This is a genomic window from Mycobacterium paraseoulense, from assembly GCF_010731655.1.
Taxonomy (GTDB): Bacteria; Actinomycetota; Actinomycetes; order Mycobacteriales; family Mycobacteriaceae; genus Mycobacterium; species Mycobacterium paraseoulense.
In genome coordinates this window covers 445742-463620 of record NZ_AP022619.1, presented here as the reverse complement: position 1 = coordinate 463620, position 17879 = coordinate 445742, and the positions used below count along the sequence as shown (strand labels likewise).

Annotated in this window: 11 protein-coding genes and 1 pseudogene; 6 read left to right on the top strand and 6 right to left on the bottom strand. The window is 69.0% G+C overall.

Features of this window, described 5'->3' with window-relative positions:
- Window positions 1-24 precede the first annotated feature (24 nt).
- The 3 genes from G6N51_RS02015 to G6N51_RS02005 all read right to left on the bottom strand — a co-directional run bounded on the left by G6N51_RS02015 (window position 25) and on the right by G6N51_RS02005 (window position 5874).
- Window positions 25-1434 (bottom strand): MFS transporter, encoded by a 1410-nt coding sequence (locus G6N51_RS02015; RefSeq protein WP_083171934.1) that lies wholly within the window; start codon window positions 1432-1434, stop codon window positions 25-27.
- 57 nt (window positions 1435-1491) lie between these two features.
- A complete protein-coding gene (gene uvrB, locus G6N51_RS02010) occupies window positions 1492-3651 on the bottom strand; it encodes an excinuclease ABC subunit UvrB (protein WP_083171933.1) in 2160 nt (719 codons plus the stop codon).
- A gap of 171 nt (window positions 3652-3822) precedes the next feature.
- On the bottom strand, window positions 3823-5874 hold the full coding sequence (locus tag G6N51_RS02005) for a serine/threonine-protein kinase (protein ID WP_083171932.1): 2052 nt from the start codon (window positions 5872-5874) through the stop codon (window positions 3823-3825).
- Between the two features lie 192 nt (window positions 5875-6066).
- Between G6N51_RS02005 and G6N51_RS02000 the strand changes: the two genes are divergently transcribed.
- The 6 genes and pseudogenes from G6N51_RS02000 to G6N51_RS01975 all read left to right on the top strand — a co-directional run bounded on the left by G6N51_RS02000 (window position 6067) and on the right by G6N51_RS01975 (window position 12264).
- A complete protein-coding gene (locus G6N51_RS02000) occupies window positions 6067-8643 on the top strand; it encodes an FHA domain-containing protein (RefSeq protein ID WP_180134399.1) in 2577 nt (858 codons plus the stop codon).
- A gap of 75 nt (window positions 8644-8718) precedes the next feature.
- A complete protein-coding gene (locus G6N51_RS01995) occupies window positions 8719-9159 on the top strand; it encodes a DUF402 domain-containing protein (RefSeq protein WP_083171930.1) in 441 nt (146 codons plus the stop codon).
- On the top strand, window positions 9144-10160 hold the full coding sequence (ligD, locus tag G6N51_RS01990; protein WP_083171929.1) for a non-homologous end-joining DNA ligase: 1017 nt from the start codon (window positions 9144-9146) through the stop codon (window positions 10158-10160). The genes G6N51_RS01995 and ligD (G6N51_RS01990) overlap by 16 nt, the downstream gene beginning before the upstream one ends.
- Window positions 10147-11037, top strand: a complete 891-nt coding sequence (ligD, locus tag G6N51_RS01985) for a non-homologous end-joining DNA ligase (protein ID WP_083171928.1) — start codon at window positions 10147-10149, stop codon at window positions 11035-11037. The genes ligD (G6N51_RS01990) and ligD (G6N51_RS01985) overlap by 14 nt, the downstream gene beginning before the upstream one ends.
- A pseudogene (locus tag G6N51_RS01980) lies at window positions 11030-11805 on the top strand (Fpg/Nei family DNA glycosylase). The gene ligD (G6N51_RS01985) and the pseudogene G6N51_RS01980 overlap by 8 nt, the downstream one beginning before the upstream one ends.
- A 42-nt stretch (window positions 11806-11847) precedes the next feature.
- On the top strand, window positions 11848-12264 hold the full coding sequence (locus tag G6N51_RS01975; RefSeq protein WP_083171927.1) for a hypothetical protein: 417 nt from the start codon (window positions 11848-11850) through the stop codon (window positions 12262-12264).
- On the opposite strand, the gene coaE is transcribed toward G6N51_RS01975, so the two are convergent.
- The 3 genes from coaE to polA all read right to left on the bottom strand — a co-directional run bounded on the left by coaE (window position 12261) and on the right by polA (window position 17823).
- Window positions 12261-13475, bottom strand: coding sequence for a dephospho-CoA kinase (coaE, locus tag G6N51_RS01970; protein ID WP_083171926.1), 1215 nt, complete (start codon window positions 13473-13475; stop codon window positions 12261-12263). The two genes, G6N51_RS01975 and coaE, sit on opposite strands and share 4 nt — an antisense overlap.
- Window positions 13476-13487: 12 nt before the next feature.
- Window positions 13488-14927: a 30S ribosomal protein S1 gene (rpsA, locus tag G6N51_RS01965; RefSeq protein WP_083171925.1), complete on the bottom strand. Its 1440-nt coding sequence runs from the start codon at window positions 14925-14927 to the stop codon at window positions 13488-13490.
- 235 nt (window positions 14928-15162) lie between these two features.
- Window positions 15163-17823, bottom strand: coding sequence for a DNA polymerase I (gene polA / locus G6N51_RS01960; protein ID WP_163750870.1), 2661 nt, complete (start codon window positions 17821-17823; stop codon window positions 15163-15165).
- Between the last annotated feature and the right edge of the window lie 56 nt (window positions 17824-17879).

The following is a 17879-nucleotide window of genomic DNA, read 5'->3' as shown; positions in this document are numbered from 1 at the left end:
GAACCACCATTTGTTGGGCAGTGACTAGCCGACCGGCTGCACCTCGCGGGCGCCGCGGGTCGCGGCGTAGGACACCGCCACACCGGCGGCGCTCAGGACGGTGAACACCGTGAACAACCAGTGCGCCGCCATCCCGTCGCCGCCCTTGGCGGTGTTGACCACCACCCCGGCCAGGCCGGCGGCGATCGCCGCGGAGATCAGCTGGACGGTGTTGATCGCGGCCGAGGCGGCTCCGCCTTCGGCCGGGTCGTCGACCGAGGCCATCGCGCGCGCGGACAGGTGTGGCCAGGCCATCCCGATCCCGGTCCCCGCCACCAGCAGCGCCACCGCCCACAGCGCGGCCGTCCACGACGAGGTGTCCCCTCGGCGGGCGACGGCGGCCAGGGCGAGGCCGGAGGCGGCGACGATCGGGGCCGCTACGATTACCCGCCCGATCGTGCGCGGGTTCTCCAACGACGCGCTGAGGATTTCGCTGACCGTCCAGCCGAGCGCGAGCGCCGCGCCCAGGAAACCGGCCGCGATCGGGGTCAGGTGTGCCAGCCGCTGCCCGAACAACGGCACGTAGGTGTTGACCATGGCGGCGCCCATCAGCACGCCCATCGTCAGATAGATCCACTTCAGGGGCCCGGGGCGGAACACGCTGGGCGGCAGGATCGCCGCGTGCATCCGCCAGTCGACGAGCACGAACAGGCCCACCAGCGCGATGCCCGCGGCGAGCAGGGCGAACGTCGCCAGCGTGTTGCGCGGAATCTGGGCGACGCTGACCGCGAGCGCGGCGGCGCCGATCAGCAGCAGCGACCGCACCGGCACCTTCATCGGCGACGTGCCGGCGCTGGGTGTGGCGCGGGCCAGCGCGACCGGAACCAGCATGGCCATCAAGCCGGTCAGCACCGCCATCGCCACGAAGGCCCACCGCCACAGGCCGAGCTCGGCGAACAGGCCGCCCGTCGTGGGGCCGACCACCGTGGCCACGCCCCACATCGCCGACACCAGCCCCGATCCGCGCGTCCACAGCTCCCGCGGCAGGGCGGAATTGATGACCGCATAGCCGAGGCCGGCCAACAGGCCCCCTGCGACGCCCTGCAGGGCGCGCCCAGCTATCAAGACCTGCATGGTCGGCGCGGCCGCGCAAACCAGGCTGGAGACACCGAACACGGCGAGCCCGGTCAGGTACGACGAGCGCGCCCCGGCGCGCAGCAGCATCGGATTGACCATCGCCGCCGCCACCACCGACCCGACCAGGTACAGGGTCGTCACCCAGGCGTAGAGCCGGCTGCCGCCGATTTCGGCGATGGTGTTGGGCAACAAGCTGGTGGTCAGGAACTCATTGGTGGCGTACAGCGCCACCCCGCCGGCCAACAGGATGGAGGTCCTCAAATACCTCGGCCCCAGCAGCTCGTTCCAGCCGCCGGTGACGGTCACGGTGTCGGTCACCCTTCTACCGTATGGGGCGTCTTCGGGGTGCCAATCCGAGATGCGCTGCCAGCAAACTCATTTCAGGCCGGCCGCGTCCATCCCCCGCAGTTCCTTCTTCAGGTCGGCGATCTCGTCGCGGAAGCGCGCGGCCAGCTCGAACTGCAAGTCACGCGCGGCCGCCATCATCTGCTCGGTCAGGTCCTTGATCAGGTCGGCCAGTTCGGCGCGCGGCATGCTGGTCGTGTCGCGGCCCTCGAAGACGCCGGCGCTGACGGCGCGGCCCGGCTCGCCCTGGGCCCGCCGGCCCCGGGAGGAGTTGCGCCCGGACCCGCCGACTCCCACCGTTTCCGTATCGTCGGCCTCGCGATAGACCTGGTCGAGGATGTCGGCGATCTTCTTGCGCAGCGGCTGGGGGTCGATGCCGTGCGCCTCGTTGTAGGCGATCTGCTTGGCCCGCCGCCGTTCGGTCTCGTCGATCGCCTCCTTCATCGAGTCGGTGATCGAGTCGGCGTACATGTGCACTTCGCCGGACACGTTGCGGGCGGCGCGGCCGATGGTCTGGATCAGGCTGCGCGACGACCGCAGGAAGCCCTCCTTGTCGGCGTCCAGGATCGCCACCAGCGACACCTCGGGAAGGTCGAGCCCCTCGCGCAGCAGGTTGATGCCGACGAGCACGTCGTACTCGCCCAGGCGCAGCTGGCGCAGGAGTTCCACGCGGCGCAGCGTGTCGACCTCCGAGTGCAGGTAGCGCACCCGGATACCCATCTCCAGCAGGTAGTCGGTGAGGTCCTCGGCCATCTTTTTGGTCAACGTCGTGACCAGCACCCGCTCGTCGGCGTCGGTGCGCTTGCGGATCTCGCCGATCAGGTCGTCGATCTGCCCCTTGGTCGGCTTGACCACCACTTTCGGGTCCACCAGGCCGGTCGGCCGGATCACCTGCTCGACGAACTCTCCGCCGGCCTGGCTGAGTTCGTAGGGGCCCGGGGTGGCCGACAGGTACACCGTCTGGCCGATCCGATTGGCGAACTCCTCCCAGGTCAGCGGGCGGTTGTCGCACGCCGACGGCAGCCGGAACCCGTATTCGACCAGGTTGCGCTTGCGGGACATGTCGCCCTCATACATGCCGCCGATCTGGGGCACCGTGACGTGGGACTCGTCGATGACGAGCAGGAAGTCCTCGGGGAAGTAGTCGAGCAGGGTGGCCGGCGGTGAGCCCGGGCCGCGGCCGTCGATGTGGCGCGAATAGTTCTCGATGCCCGAACAGAAGCCGACCTGGCGCATCATCTCGATGTCGTAGTTGGTACGCATCCGCAGCCGCTGCGCCTCCAGCAGCTTGCCCTGGCCCTCCAGCTCGGCCAGCCGCTCCGCCAGCTCCGCCTCGATCGTCGAGATGGCGTGGGCCATCCGCTCCGGACCCGCGACGTAGTGGGTGGCCGGGAAGATGCGCAGCGAGTCGACCTGGCGGATCACGTCGCCGGTCAGCGGGTGCAGGTAGTACAGCGCCTCGATCTCGTCGCCGAAGAACTCGATGCGCACCGCCAGCTCTTCGTAGGACGGGATGATCTCGACCGTGTCCCCGCGTACCCGGAACGAGCCGCGGGTGAAGGACAGGTCGTTGCGGGTGTACTGCACGTCGACCAGCAGGCGCAGCAGCGCATCGCGGGGCACCTCGGTGCCGACGCTGAGTTCCACCGAGCGGTCCAGGTACGACTGCGGCGTGCCCAGGCCGTAGATGCACGACACCGAGGCCACCACGACCACGTCGCGCCGCGAGAGCAGCGACGACGTCGCCGAATGCCGCAGCCGCTCCACGTCGTCGTTGATCGAGCTGTCCTTCTCGATGTAGGTGTCGGTCTGGGCGATGTACGCCTCCGGCTGGTAATAGTCGTAGTACGACACGAAGTACTCGACGGCGTTGTGCGGCAACATTTCTCGCAGTTCGTTGGCGAGCTGGGCGGCCAGCGTCTTGTTCGGCGCCATGACCAGCGTGGGCCGCTGCAGCCGCTCGATGAGCCAGGCGGTGGTCGCCGACTTACCCGTGCCGGTGGCGCCGAGCAGCACCACGTCGCGCTCCCCCGCCCTGATGCGGCGTTCCAGCTCGTCGATGGCGGCCGGCTGGTCGCCGGCGGGCTCGTGCGGGCTGACCACCTCGAAGTGGCCGCCGACGCGCACGACCTCATCGACCGCGCGGTATTCCGAATGTGCGACTACCGGATGTTCCGTGGCGAAAGCCATGCCACCAGGGTAGTTCCGCGCACCGACAAGTGTTGTGGCGCCGCGGCTCGGCCAGCGCACCCACAGCCCCATCCGTCACATCAGTACCGGGTTGGAGGGACCCGACGATCCGCCAATTTGATAGCGCCGGCGATATCAAATTCGGGGGTCGCCCAGTGGCGCCGGAAACCACTATCCCCCGGGCCGCGTCCAGGTCCGGGTGACGGGATCGCACTGCAGCAGATAACCGTCGTTCGAGGTGGTCATGGCGAACACCGAGGTGCCCGGCCGGTCGCAGGAGCTGCCGGAGGCGTGCACGCCCATCGTGATCGGGGCCTTGGCCCAGCTGTTGCCCTCGCAGACGATCTGCTCGCTGTTGGTGGGGTCGTAGGCCAGCTTGCCGACGTCGCCGCAGACCGCGCCGAGGACGGGCGGCGCCGGGGCCGCCGACGTCTTCGACGCGCTGATGGCCTGGGCGGGGTCGCCCAGGTGCACGCCGGCCGGCACGCCGCCGACCCGGGTGGCCACCACCGGCACCCGCACCACCGCGCCCTGCGCGCCGCACTCGTTGCTGAGCACGGTCTCGGTCACGGTGCCGCGCAGGCTGCCGTCGGCCTGGGGCGCCAGCGACCAGGCCAGGGTCTCCTGCTGGGTGGCCGGGGGCTGCCCGTGGGGCGAGGCACAGCCCAGCCGGTCCTGCTGCGGGGCGCCCTGCCAGTAGCCGCCGACGAAGCGCAAGGTGTCCGTCTGTCCGGCGGCCGTCTGATGGGCGGCGTTGTCCAGCCGTGCCGCGGTGGCCGCACACCCGTTCGTGGTGCACACCGAACGGAACGCCCACCACCCGGTGGCGGGGCCGTCGTGGCGGATCGCGACGCCGTTGGTGGTGCGCTTGCTCTGGTCGTAGTCGAGTTTGTAGGTCCCGTTGAGCACCGGACCGCCGGAGCCGACCGGCGCGGCGGTGGGCGCGGGGACGGACGGCTTGGACGCGAGCGCGGGGGTGCTCGGCGGCGTGTCCGGCTCGAACGAGTACAGCACCGACCAGGTGGCCGCCACGGCGATCAGCATCGCGCACACCAACCCGACCGCCCACCGCGTCCGCGAGGGGAACCGGTGGTTCATCGCCGAGACAACGCCGCGCCGCGCCGCCATCGACGCGGCTTCGGGCCGGACGTGCGGACCGGGTGTGGCGACGGCGTCGCGCGACTCGCTGACGGCGGCGGCGAACGCGCGACACCGCTCGAACCTGTCCTCGCGTTGTTTGGCCAGGGCCTTGCCGAACACCTCATCGAGGTGGGCCAGCTCCGGGCGGTGATCGCTGAGCCTGGGCGGCTCCTCGTGCAGGTGCTGGCTGATCACCGCGATCGGATTCGAGTGCTGAAACGGCGGTGCACCGGTGAGCAGGTGGAAAGCCGTTGCGGCCAAAGCGTATTGGTCCGCCCGCCCGTCGATGTTGGATCCCGTCAACTGTTCGGGAGCGGCGTAGGCCACCGTTCCGACGGCGACGTTGGTCTCGGTGATTCCACTGATGTCACCGAGGTGGCGTGCGACACCGAAGTCCGCCAACAGGATTCGGCGTTCCTCGTCATCGGGATGGGTGAGCAGGATGTTGGCCGGTTTGACGTCGCGGTGCAGCAGCCCGCGGTCGTGGGCGTAGTCGAGCGCGCCCGCAACAGCGTGCACGATGGCGCACACCTCATCGATCGGCATCCCGTCCGGGTAGCACTCTTTCACCAGCCGGGAGGCGTCGGTGCCCTCGACGTAGTCCATGGAGATCCACAGGTGGCCATTGAATTCGCCTCGGTCGTGCACGCCGACGATGTGGGGATGCCACAGCGTCGCGGCGAGATCGGCCTCGCGGTTGAACCTTTCGCGGAACTCGGGATCGGCCGTGACCGCCTCCGCCAAGACCTTGATGACGTCGCGGCGCGGCAACCGGGGATGCAGCGCCAGATACACCTCGGCCATGCCCCCGGCGCCCAGCTGCCGCAAGATCGTGTACCCCGCGAACGGCGCCCCGCCGTTGACCGACGGGCGGGAGACGTCGACCTCGCCGGACCGCGGCGCCGCCTCGGCCTGCGCGCTCGGGGTCGAGCTGATCGGCTGGATGCGACGGAAGAGGTGGGAGACGGTTACCGCGGGCACCGAGTGAAATCCCGCGCGCAGCGCCGCGCGGGCCCGATGCGGGTTGCTCAACAGCCGGCGCCCGGCGCCGATGCGACGCGTGGTCCCCTTGTCCTCGTCCATCGATCACTTCACCCCCCTCGTAGCCGCCCCGGCGCGCCGGCAATCTCCCCTTATCTTCAAGATCATGCCGGATGCCGGTGGGGGGTTCGCCTCACCAAGCTATGAAACGGTTATGAGTGCCCGCGCCGAAACATAGCGAAATCACAGGCGATCCCAATAAGAGCACCCGCGGCGCGCACCGATACTTGAGTAGTGACTCGACCCGCCCCGCCCCTCCTGACGATTCGGCTCGACGGGTACCAACGATCCTTCGCGGCCGGACACGAAGTGGTCGTCGGCCGCGACATGCGGGCCGATATGCGCATCGCCGATCCACGCATCTCGCGTGCCCACCTGATCCTGCGTTTCGACCAGGGCCGCTGGTTGGCCATCGACAACGGCTCGCTGAACGGCACCTACCTCAACGGCTATCGGATGCCGGTCATCGACATCCACGACGGTCAGAGCATTCACGTCGGCAATCCGCGGGGACCGCGCCTGACCTTCGCCATCGGGCCGCAGCAGGGCTACACCGACCGGCCGGGCCGGACCCGGCCGAGCCCGGAGCCCGGGCCGCCGACGCTTGCGTGGGCCGCGCCACCGAATTCACCGCCCCGTCAGCCGGTTTCGCCGCCCCCACAAGCACCACCGCCCCGCAGGCCGGTGCCCACATCGGGCATCCGCGCCGCACCGGCCGATGAGCGGACCGTCGTGCACGCCGGGGCGCCGGCCCAGCCGGGCTCGACGCCGCCGACCGAACTCACCGTCGTCGATGCCAAGACGGCCGACGTGTCCAACCTCGCGACGCGCTTTGTGAAGTTGCTCTCGCCGCGCTCGTCGGCGGCCGCGGGCACCCCGGGCGCCATGACGATCGGCCGCGCCGCGGAGAACGACGTCGTCGTCTCGGACGTGTTGGCCTCGCGTCAGCACGCGACGTTGGTGCAGACGCCGCTGGGCACGGAAATCCGGGACAACAGCATCAACGGAACCTTCGTCAACGGCACCCGCGTCGGGTCGGCGATCCTGACCGACGACGACGTCGTCACCATCGGCAACGTCGATCTCGTCTTTCGCGACGGCACCCTGACGAAACGCAGCGAGGCCGCGGCGCGCAGCGGCGGCCTGGAGGTGCGCAACGTCAAGTACGTCGTCGACAACGGCAAACAACTGTTGGACGACATCTCGCTGATCGCCCGTCCCGGCACGCTGACCGCCGTGATCGGCGGGTCGGGTGCCGGCAAGAGCACGCTGGCCAGGCTCGTCGCCGGCTACAGCACCCCCAGCTCGGGCTCGGTTACGTTCGAGGGCCACGACATTCACACCGAATACGCGTCGCTGCGCAGCCGCATCGGCATGGTCCCGCAGGACGACGTGGTGCACCGGCAGCTGACGATCAACCAGGCGCTTGGCTACGCCGCCGAACTGCGTTTGCCCCCCGACACCAGTAAGGCCGACCGGGCCAACGTCGTCGCGCAGGTCCTCGACGAGCTCGACCTGACCAAACACGCCGACACCCGGGTGGACAAGTTGTCCGGCGGTCAGCGCAAACGGGCCTCGGTGGCGCTCGAGCTGCTCACCGGCCCATCGCTGCTGATCCTCGACGAGCCGACCTCGGGCCTCGACCCGGCGCTCGACTACCAGGTCATGACGATGCTGCGGCAGCTCGCGGACGCGGGTCGCGTGGTGATCGTGGTGACGCACATGCTGTCCTACCTCGACACCTGCGACCAGCTGCTGTTGGTGGCCCCGGGCGGCAAGACGGCCTACTGCGGCCCGCCCGACCAGATCGGCGCCGCGATGGGCACCACCAACTGGGCGAAGATCTTCACCAAGGTGGGCGCCGACCCCGAGGAGGCCAACCGGCGATTCCTGGAACAGCGTGAGGCCCAGAAGCGGCCGCAGAAGCTGTTGCCGGACAGGGCGGACGAGCCGGGCGCGCTCGGCGAGCCGGTACATACCAGTGTGCGGCGCCAGGTTTCGACGGTCGCTCGCCGGCAGATCCGCCTGGTCGTCGCCGACCGCGCCTACTTCGTCTTCCTGGCGCTCTTGCCGTTCATCCTGGGTTCCCTGTCGCTGACGGTCCCGGGCAGCAACGGATTCCATCTGCCCGGCGCCAACGCCGGAACACCCGACGAAGCGGCGCAGATCCTGGCGCTGCTGATGCCGGCCGCGGCGTTCATGGGCACCGCGCTGACCATCCGCGACCTGGTCGGCGAGCGCCCGATCTTCCAGCGCGAACAGGCGGTCGGGCTGTCGACCACCGCCTACCTGCTCGCGAAGGCCGCGGTGTTCTGTGGGTTCGCGATCCTGCAGTCGGCGATCATCACCGCGATCGTGGTGATCGGCAAGAGCGCGCCGACGCATGGCGCCGTCCTGCTCGGCCATTCGACCGTAGGGGCAGGCGTCGAATTGTTCGCCACCGTCGCGGCCACCTGCGTCGCCTCGGCGATTCTCGGCCTGGCGATTTCATCGCTGGTCCGCTCCAGTGAGCAGATCATGCCGCTGTTCGTGGTGACGGTGATGGCACAGCTGGTGTTGTGCGGCGGCATGGTGCCCGTGACCGGCCGGCTCGGACTGGACCAGCTGTCCTTCGGGATGCCGGCGCGCTGGGGCTACGCCGCGGCGGCGTCGACGGTCGACCTGCGGCGCCTGGTGCCCGATTCGCTGCTGTCTCAGGACCGGTTCTGGCAACACACGTCGATGGTCTGGCTGCTGGACATGGGCATGCTGGCGGCGTTGTCGCTGTTCTACGCCGGTTTCGTGCGCTGGAGAATCCGGCTTCGGCGTTAGAGTTACATCATCCATCCACCGAAACACGAGACGTTCGACCTGATCGCCCGCACCAACACCGATCCCAAGGGCATCGTGCGGGACGTGGATCGCTATGCGGTGCACCCGTGGGGCCTCTACGTGGCGCGGCCCACCCCCGGCCGCGCCCAGTTCCACTACCTCGAGTCGTGGCTGCTGCCGTCGCTCGGCTTGCGCGCCACGGTCTTTCACTTCAATCCGGGCCATGAACGCGATCACGACTACTACCTCGACGTGGGCGAATACACGCCGGGACCCGAGGTGTGGCGTTCGGAGGATCACTACCTCGACATCGAGGTCCGCACCGGCGACGGCGCGGACCTGGCCGACGTCGACGAGTTGCTGGATGCGGTCCGGCACGGCTTGTTGACCCCCGAGGTCGCCGAGCGGGCGGTGCGGCGGGCCGTGGACGCCGTGGCGGGGTTGGCCCGCAACGGCTATGACCTCTCCCGCTGGCTGGCCGGCAATGGGATGGAGCTGACGTGGCGCCAGATGTAGCCGCAAGTCTGCCCGAGGCCGTGCGCCAGGCGCTGCGCGAGGAGGCGGTGCCAGACTGGCGATCCCCCACGCTGGCCACCCTGACCGACAAGCGGTTCTCCGATCCCCGGTGGATCTTCGAGCGCAAGTTCGACGGGATGCGCTGCCTGGCGTTCCGTGACGGCGACCGGGTGCGGCTGCTGTCGCGAAACCGCCAGCCGCTCAACGGAACCTACCCGGAACTGGTGGACGCGGTTGCCGCCCAGCAGACCACGCGCTTCGTGCTGGACGGCGAGGTGGTGGCGTTCGACGGGCGCCGCACCAGCTTCGCCCGGCTGCAGGGCCGCCTGGGCATCACCGACCCCGAGGTGGCCCGCGCATCGCCGGTGCGCGTCTTCTACTACGTCTTCGACCTGCTGCACCTGGACGGCAAGTCCACCGTCGACGCGCCGCTGATCTGGCGTAAGCGGCTGCTACGCAAGGCGATTGATTTCGGTGACCCCCTGCGCTACACCCCGCACCGGGTCTCCGACGGCCTGGCCGCCTACCGCGCGGCCTGCGAGCGCGGCGACGAAGGGGTGATCGCGAAGCTGGCCGAGTCGCGATATGAGGGCGGACGCTCGAAGAATTGGCTGAAGTTCAAGTGCGTGCGCGATCAGGAGTTTGTGGTCGGCGGCTACACCAGCCCCAAGGGCAGCCGCGTCGAGTTGGGCGCGCTGCTCCTGGGCTATTACGACGGTCGCGACCTGGTGTACGCCGGCAAGGTGGGCACCGGCTTCGACGAAGCCACGCTGCACCGCCTGCGCGAGCGGCTCTCCCCACTCGCGCGGGATACCCCGCCCTTCGGCCGAGGTCTGGTGCGGGAGGCCGGCGCCCACTGGGCCCGCCCGGAAGTGGTGGTCCAGATCGGTTTCACCGAGTGGACCCGCGACGGAAAACTGCGCCACCCGCGTTACCTCGGCATCCGCACCGATAAGGACCCCACCGACGTCGTCCGGGAGACCCCTGATGTCCCGCATTGACGTCGAGGTCACCCATCCGGACCGGATCATGTTTCCGGCCGACGGAATCACCAAAGCCGACCTCGTCGCCTACTACGGTCAGGTGGCCGACGCGATGTTGCCCCATGTGCGGGGCCGGGCGCTCAACGTCCAGCGATTTCCGCGCGGCATCGGGGAGAACGGCTTCATCCAACAGGATTTCGCCGATTCGATGCCGGAGTGGATGAGCCGCGTCGAGGTCGCCAAAGAGGGCGGCACCGTGGTGCATCCGGTCGCCGAACGGCGGGAGGCGTTGCAATGGCTGGCCAACCAGAACGGGATCACCTTGCACGCGTGGCAATCGCGGCGGGGCCGGCCGCATAATCCCGACCGGCTGGTCTTCGATCTCGACCCGTCCGACGAAGACTTCGGGGCGGTGCGGGCCGCCGCGCATGCGGTGGCCGGTGTGCTGCAAGACCTCGGCCTGGCGCGTTATGTGCAGACCACCGGTTCGCGCGGCCTGCACGTCGTGGTGCCGGTGCGGGCGGATACCGACTTCGACACCGCACGGCAGTTCGCCCGCGACGTCGCCGAGGTTGCGGTCGCCGACGACCCCGCCCACCGCACCGTGGAAGTCCGCAAGGAAAAGCGAGGCGGCCGGGTATATCTCGACATCATGCGAAACGCCTACGCGCAGACCGCGGTTGCGCCCTATTCGGTCCGGGCCCGCAACGGCGCCCCGGTCGCCACGCCGCTGGAGTGGGACGAATTGGATGCACGCGGCTTGCGGGCGGACCGATTCACGCTTCGCGATGTTCCCGAACGGCTGGCGGGCCAAGCCGATCCGTGGGTCAACATGTCCCGGCACGCCCGCTCGCTGCCCGGCCCGATGCGGCGTTTGGCGACGCTCCGTGCCTGAACTCCCTGACGTGGAAGGGTTTCGGCGGGAGTTGGCCGAGACGCTGCCGGGGCGCCGGATTCGGCGCGTGCAGGTCCGCGATGCGGGCATTCTGCGTAACACCACCGCGGGTACCCTCGCGCGCCGATTGACCGGTCGCCATTTCGGTGCCCCGCGCCGGCATGGGAAGTGGCTGATCCTGCCGACGGAGGGACCCACGCTGCTGGTCCATAGCGGAATGACGGGCCGCCCCTACTTTGCCGCCACGGGTGCGGCAAAGATCGGGCATGAGCGGCTGGTGGTGTCGCTCGACCAGGGTGAACTGCGCTACGCCGATCTTCGCAAATTGCGCGGGGTTTGGCTGGCCGACGACGAACACGACATCGCGCGCGTCACCGGTCCGCAGGGCCCGGATGCGCTGGGCCTCGGGCTGCCCGCCTTTCGCCGGGCGCTGGCGGGACGTCGGGGGCGGCTCAAGACGGCGTTGACGGACCAGTCCGTGATCGCCGGGCTCGGCAACCTGCTCGCCGACGAAATCTGCTGGCGCGCCCGAATACGGCCCACCCGCCCGGTCGCCGATTTGAGCCACGACGATCTGAAGGGCATACACAGCGCCATGACCCAGGTGCTGCGCACCGCGGTGCGACACGGCCGGGTGCCCGGCCTGCCCCGCTGGCTCACCGAGTCCGCGACGAGCCGGACCCGCACTGCCCACGCTGCGGCACCCGCCTGGACCGAGGTCGGGCGGGCGGACGGACGACGTTCTGGTGCCCCCGCTGCCAGCCTTGACCGCTTGGTCCTCGGAACCCGCTGAGCGTAATGTCAGCAATCATGAGCTGGACCGGCCACAGGCTGCTGCCGATCACCGCGGTGACGATCGTCGCCGTTGGCTCCCAGTTGAGTCCGGCGACCGCGCGGGCGGACCTGCACAACATCACCTACCGGGCCCGGATCGACGCGCTGACAACGGGCAGCCGGGCGACCTTCATCATCAACGGCGGCCAGACGAACACCACCAACCTGCCGTCCATGCCCGGCAACGCATTCGAGGCCAACACGGTGTTGCCCGACCCGCAGGAAGCCGGCATGCGGATAGTGCTTCATTTCCCTTACGCGGCGAACGTGCACTGCGAGATCGACGTCGACGACAACGTTTTCACCCAGACCGATCAGATGGTCAGACCTGTGCCCGGAAACGCCGACCCCGACAACGGTGCGCTGCAATGCGGCGCACCCCTGCCCAGTTAGGGCCGCCAGCCGGTGGAATCCGCCCAGGCCCACGCGCGGCGGTAGGCGTCGGGATACCACCGCTCCTTGGCCGCGACGTAGGCGGAGATGTCGCCGCCGGCCCCCCGCTCGGCCTCGCGCTTGACGGCCAGGCAGCCGGCGCGCGCGTCGGGGTTGTTCCGCAGCCAGTCGACGAACAGCAGGGCGAACTGCTGTCCCGGCCAGCCGTCCACCCGGACGTGCACGTTGGTGGGGCGGCCGGGATCCGCCGAGGCGTGAATTCGCTTCTGCCACAGCGATTCGTCGTCCTGATGGTCGAAGCGGTCGACGGTGCTGCGGGCGTCGGCCCTGGCGGTGTCCTCGCTGATGTGCTCCCAGCGGGGATACCCCGCGGCCAGCAGGGGCTCGGCGAGTTCGTCGGCGATCGCCAAGGATTCGACGGTGATCTGGATGTCGATGACGTCCTTGGCGGGAAGGTCCGGCACGGCGGTCGAACCGATGTGGTCCACCCGCAACGCGCGGTGGCCGCACGCGGTCCGCAGGCGGTTGACGATGCGGCGCGCCTGGTCCGGCCACGTCGGATCGGGTGCCACCAGACGCACCGGGGCGCGGGCGATCTCACGCTTGCTGAGGTTGTGCGCGAAGGGCAGGATCCGGTTGTCCCACAACTCCCGGGCCCGTCGCTCCAGCTCCTCCGGGCTGCCGGAGTTGTCCACCCAGATGTCGGCGACCGCACGGCGCTGTTCGTCGCTGGCCTGGGCGGCGATCCGGGCGCGGGCGTCCTCTTCGGGCATGCCGCGCTGCTCGACCAGCCGCCGCACCCGCACCTCGACGTCGGCATGCACCACGACGACGAGCGGGAACAGCGGCGCCATCCCGGACTCCACCAGCAGCGGAATGTCTTCGACGACAACCGAATCCTCGGGCACCGAGGCGATGATCTCGGCGCGGCGCTTGCCGACCAGTGGGTGCACGATGCCGTTCAGCCGCTGACGCGCCTCGTCATCGGCAAAGGCCTTGGCGGCCAAGGCGGGACGATCCAGCGAGCCGTCGGGAAGCAGGATATCGGCGCCGAACGCCTCGACCAGCGCCGCCAGCCCCGCGGTGCCCGGCTGGACCACCTCGCGCGCGATGACGTCGCCGTCGACGATGACGGCACCGCATTTCGCGAAGGTGGTCGACAGCGCCGACTTGCCGGCACCGATGCCACCGGTCAGCCCGATACGCAGCATGCGTGAACGGAGTCAGGCGTTGCCGGCGAGTTTCTCCCGCAGAGCCGCCAATTGGGCGTCGCTGGCCAGCGACCCGCCGGCCGCCTTCTCCGCGGGCGCTCCGTTGGCCGACGACTGCTCGGGGTGCCCGGCCGCCTCGGCCGCGGCAAACTTCTCCATCTGCGCGGTGTGCATCTTGTGCCGGCGCTCGGCCTCGGCGTAGCGGGCCTCCCACTCGGTGCGCTGCTTCTCGAAGCCCTCGAGCCATTCGTTGGTCTCGGCGTCGAAGCCCTCGGGGAAGATGTAGTTGCCCTGCTCGTCGTAGCTGTCGGCCATGCCGTACTTCGCCGGGTCGAACTCCTCGGTGTAGTCCTCGTTGGCCTGCTTGAGCGACAACGAGATCCGGCGGCGCTCCAGGTCGATGTCGATGACCTTGACCATCGCGTCGTCGCCGACGGCGACCACCTGGTCGGGCACCTCGACGTGGCGCTCGGCCAGCTCCGAGATGTGCACCAGGCCCTCGATGCCCTCTTCGACGCGGACGAACGCGCCGAACGGAACCAGCTTGGTGACCTTGCCGGGCACGATCTGGCCGATGGCGTGCGTGCGGGCGAAGTGCCGCCACGGGTCTTCCTGGGTCGCCTTGAGCGACAACGAAACCCGCTCACGGTCCATGTCGACGTCGAGCACCTCGACGGTGACCTCGTCGCCGACCTGGACGACCTCGGACGGGTGGTCGATGTGCTTCCAGGACAGCTCGGAGACGTGCACCAGGCCGTCCACACCGCCGAGGTCGACGAACGCGCCGAAGTTGACGATGGAGGAGACGACACCCTTGCGGATGGCGCCCTTCTGCAGCTGGTTGAGGAATTCGCTGCGCACCTCGGACTGGGTCTGCTCCAGCCAGGCGCGGCGCGACAGCACCACGTTGTTGCGGTTCTTGTCCAGCTCGATGATCTTGGCTTCGATCTCCTTGCCGATGTACGGCTGCAGATCGCGGACCCGACGCATCTCGACCAGCGACGCGGGCAGGAAGCCACGCAGGCCGATGTCGAGGATCAGGCCACCCTTGACGACCTCGATGACGGTGCCCTTGACGGCCTCGTCCTTCTCCTTGAGCGCCTCGATGGTGCCCCAGGCGCGCTCGTACTGCGCGCGCTTCTTGGACAGGATCAGGCGACCCTCTTTGTCCTCCTTGGTGAGAACCAGGGCTTCGACCTCATCGCCGACGGAAACGACCTCGCTGGGGTCGACGTCGTGCTTGATGGAGAGCTCGCGGGCGGGGATGACGCCCTCGGTCTTGTAGCCGATGTCGAGGAGCACCTCGTCCCGGTCCACTTTGACGATCGTCCCCTCGACGATGTCGCCATCGTTGAAGTACTTGATCGTTTTGTCTATTGCGGCAAGAAAATCCTCGCTGGAGCCAATGTCGTTGACGGCTACTTGGGGCGAGGTGACGGTGGGACTCGGCATGTGGTGGGTTGCTCCGGACAGGTTGGGTCGTAGGGATAAAACTGGGATTTACCTATTGAGGCTACTCGACTGCGTACACGCTGGCCAAACCCGGGCGGCGCGTCATCCGCGCCGTACCGGGTGTTCGGCCAGGGCGAAAGTGTCGCCAGCGCGAATTTCGGGCCAATTTTTTCACTATGAGATCACAGTCGGGGACTGCCGCGCCGGTAAATGCACTGCCGAGCCGCGTGCCGCGCTAGTGCGCGGCGGCGTCCCATGAGCGGCCGTACCCCACCGACACCTCCAGCGGGACGTCGAGCGGATAGGCGCCGCCCATCTTCTCGCGGGCGAGCGCCTCGAGCTGGTCCCGTTCGCCGGGCGCGACTTCGAACAGGAGTTCGTCGTGCACCTGCAGCAGCATGCGGGATTTGAGCCCGGCCTCGTCGATCGCCTTGTCGACTTCGATCATCGCCACCTTGATGATGTCGGCGGCGCTGCCCTGGATGGGGGCGTTGAGCGCCGCCCGCTCGGCGGCCTCCCGCACCTGGCGGTTGCTGCTGTCCAGTTCGGGGAGGTATCGGCGGCGGCCCAGCACCGTCGAGGTGTAGCCGTCCTTGCGGGCCTGCTCGACGATGTTCATCAGGTAGTCGCGCACCCCGCCGAAACGGGCGAAGTAGGCCTCCATCTGTTCCTTCGCCTCTTCGGTGGAGATCTTCAGCTGTTGCGACAGCCCGTAGGCGCTCAGCCCGTAGGCCAGGCCGTACGACATCGCCTTGACCCGGCGGCGCAGTTCGGCGGTGACCTCGTCGATCGGCACGCCGAACGCCCGGGAGGCGACGAACGAATGCAGGTCCTCCCCCGTGTTGAAGGCCTCGATGAGGCCCTCGTCCCGGGACAGATGCGCCATGATCCGCATCTCGATCTGGCTGTAGTCGGCGGTCATCAGCTCGCTGTAGCCGCCGCCGACCACGAACGCGTCGCGGATCCGCCGGCCGGCCTCGGTGCGGATGGGAATGTTCTGCAGGTTCGGCTCGGTCGACGACAGCCGGCCCGTCGCCGCGATGGTCTGGTTGAACGTGGTGTGGATGCGCCCGTCGGAGGCCACCGAATTGAGCAACCCGTCCACCGTCACCTTGAGCCGGGTGGCGTCGCGGTGGGTGAGCAGGTGCTGCAGGAAGGGATGGCCGGTCTTGTCGAACAGCGACTGCAGGGCGTCGGCGTCGGTGGTGTAGCCGGTCTTGGTGCGCTTGGTCTTCGGCATCTCCAGCTCGTCGAAGAGCACCGCCTGCAACTGCTTTGGCGAACCCAGGTTGATCTGCTTGCCGATCACCGCGTAGGCCGCTTCGGCGGCGTCGCGGATCTGGTGGGCGAAATCGCTCTGCAGCTCGCCGAGCAGATCCAAATCGACTGCGATGCCGGTGTGTTCCATCCCGGCCAGCACCCGCTGCACGGGCAGTTCCATGCCGCCCAGCAGCGACGTGGAGTTGATGCGGGCCAGCTCCTCGTCGAGCGCGTCGGCCAGGTCCAGCACCGCCACGGCCCGCAGGATCAGGGTCTGCACCGCCTGGTCGTCGGTGCCCTCGGGATCGTCGAGCAGCGAAAGCTGTTGCTGCTCAGCTGTTTCCGCGCGCAGCTCGCGGCGCAGGTAGCGCAGGGACAGGTCCTCGAGGGAGAAGCTGCGCTGCCCGGGACGCACCAGGTAGGCGGCCAGCGCGGTATCGGAGGTCACGCCGGCCAGCGTCCAGCCCCGGCCGGCGAGGTCGTGCATCGCCAGCTTGGCCTCGTGCAGCGCCTTGGGCGGACCCGGATCGGCCAGCCAGGACGCCAGCGCCGCCTCGTCGTCGGGATCCAGGGCCGAGGTGTCGATGTAGCGGCCCTCGCCGTCGGCGGACACGATGGCCAGCGCGGTGGCGTCGGCGTCGTAGGCCAAGTGGGTGCCGACGACCGCCAGGCCGAACCTCTTGCCCGAGCTGTGCTCGGCCAGCCACACGGCCAGCTCGCCGGGCTGCAGCGCCCCGCCGCGCACGTCGAATCCCGCGTCGACCTCGGGCTCGACGGCGGCCAGCGTGTCGAACAGCCGGTCGCGCAATACCCGGAACTCCAGGTCGTCGAACAGGCGGTGGATTTGGTCGCGATCCCACGGCAGCATGCGCAGCGTGTCCGGGGTCTGCGCCAGCGGCACGTCCTTGACCAGGTCGGTGAGCTCGCGGTTGCGGATCACGCCGGCGAGGTTGGCTCGCAGCGCGTCGCCGACCTTGCCGCGCACCGAGTCGACGTTGTCCACCAGCCCCTGCAGCGAGCCGTATTCGACGATCCACTTGGACGCGGTCTTCTCCCCCACGCCCGGGATGCCGGGCAGGTTGTCGCTCGGATCGCCACGCAGGGCCGCGAAGTCCGGGTATTGCGTGGGGGTCAGCCCGTATTTTTCGACGACCGCCTCCGGAGTGAACCGGGTGAGCTCGCTGACGCCCTTGCGCGGGTAGAGCACGGTCACGTCGTCGCTGACCAGCTGCAGGGAGTCCCGGTCCCCGGTCACCACCAGCACGCGGAAGCCCTCGTTTTCGGCCTGGGTGGCCAAGGTCGCGATGAGGTCGTCGGCTTCGAAACCGGGCTCGGCGAGCACCGTGATGCCCAGCGCGTTCAGCACTTCCTTGGTGATGTCGATCTGGCCGTGAAACTCGTCGGGCGTCGACGAGCGGTTCGCCTTGTACTCCGGGTACCGCTCCGAACGGAAGGTCTGCCGCGACACGTCGAACGCCGCGGCCACATGCGTGGGTGCCTCGTCGCGCAGCAGGTTGATCAGCATCGCGGTGAAGCCGTAGACCGCGTTGGTGGTCAGCCCGCCGCGGGTCTTGAAATTCTCGGCGGGCAGCGCGTAGAACGCGCGGAAGGCCAGCGAATTGCCGTCCAGCAGCATCAGCGTCGGCTTGGTCTGCTCCCCGCTGGCGATACTCACGGCTCACACTCTAGGCA

What these genes read in the sequence shown, in the direction of transcription:
- uvrB (WP_083171933.1), bottom strand. Translation starts at nt 3,651, where the DNA reads ATGGCTTTCGCCACGGAACATCCGGTAGTCGCACATTCGGAATACCGC.
- rpsA (WP_083171925.1), bottom strand. Translation starts at nt 14,927, where the DNA reads ATGCCGAGTCCCACCGTCACCTCGCCCCAAGTAGCCGTCAACGACATT.
- coaE (WP_083171926.1), bottom strand. Translation starts at nt 13,475, where the DNA reads ATGCTGCGTATCGGGCTGACCGGTGGCATCGGTGCCGGCAAGTCGGCG.
- G6N51_RS01975 (WP_083171927.1), top strand. Translation starts at nt 11,848, where the DNA reads ATGAGCTGGACCGGCCACAGGCTGCTGCCGATCACCGCGGTGACGATC.
- G6N51_RS02005 (WP_083171932.1), bottom strand. Translation starts at nt 5,874, where the DNA reads ATGGACGAGGACAAGGGGACCACGCGTCGCATCGGCGCCGGGCGCCGG.
- ligD (WP_083171928.1), top strand. Translation starts at nt 10,147, where the DNA reads ATGTCCCGCATTGACGTCGAGGTCACCCATCCGGACCGGATCATGTTT.
- polA (WP_163750870.1), bottom strand. Translation starts at nt 17,823, where the DNA reads ATGCTGCTGGACGGCAATTCGCTGGCCTTCCGCGCGTTCTACGCGCTG.